The following is a 460-nucleotide window of genomic DNA, read 5'->3' as shown; positions in this document are numbered from 1 at the left end:
TTTACTGGAAAATTCTAGATTATTCCGGAAATACCTCACGGCGTGTGGTAGAGTATTGAGTAGTGCAAAAAACACATTATGAGATATGCCACACCGAGGGAAGCTTCACAAGTCCTTCAGGTCTCAGAAAAAACACTCCGAAACTGGGACAGGGACGGAAAAATACGCACAATTAGAACTCCCGCTGGTCATCGACGATACGACATTGATTCCGTCATTAATCCAGGCGGCGACACAAGAATTAGAATCCTCTACGCCAGAGTCAGTTCGTATAAGCAAAGGTCAGACCTCGAACGACAAGCCGACTACTTGCAATCCTTGTTTGCAGACGGAAAACTCGTCAAAGAAATCGGATCGGGACTCAACTACAAACGAAAAGGGCTTTTATCCATTTTGGGACAAGTCCTGTCAGGAGATGTCAAAGAAATTGTGGTCTGCCACAAAGACCGACTCGTCAGGT

At 45.4% G+C, this 460-nt stretch carries 1 protein-coding gene; it reads left to right on the top strand.

All coding sequences use genetic code 11. The annotated features are described in order from the left end of the window. Positions 1-78: 78 nt before the first annotated feature. Positions 79-460 (top strand): IS607 family transposase (locus tag AC0QH1_RS23330; protein WP_442957359.1); only part of this gene is annotated, 382 nt, incomplete at its 3' end.

This window comes from Phormidium sp. CCY1219, from assembly GCF_055795085.1.
The sequence above is the reverse complement of the archived record's forward strand: the minus strand, read 5'-3'. Positions and strand labels throughout refer to the sequence as shown.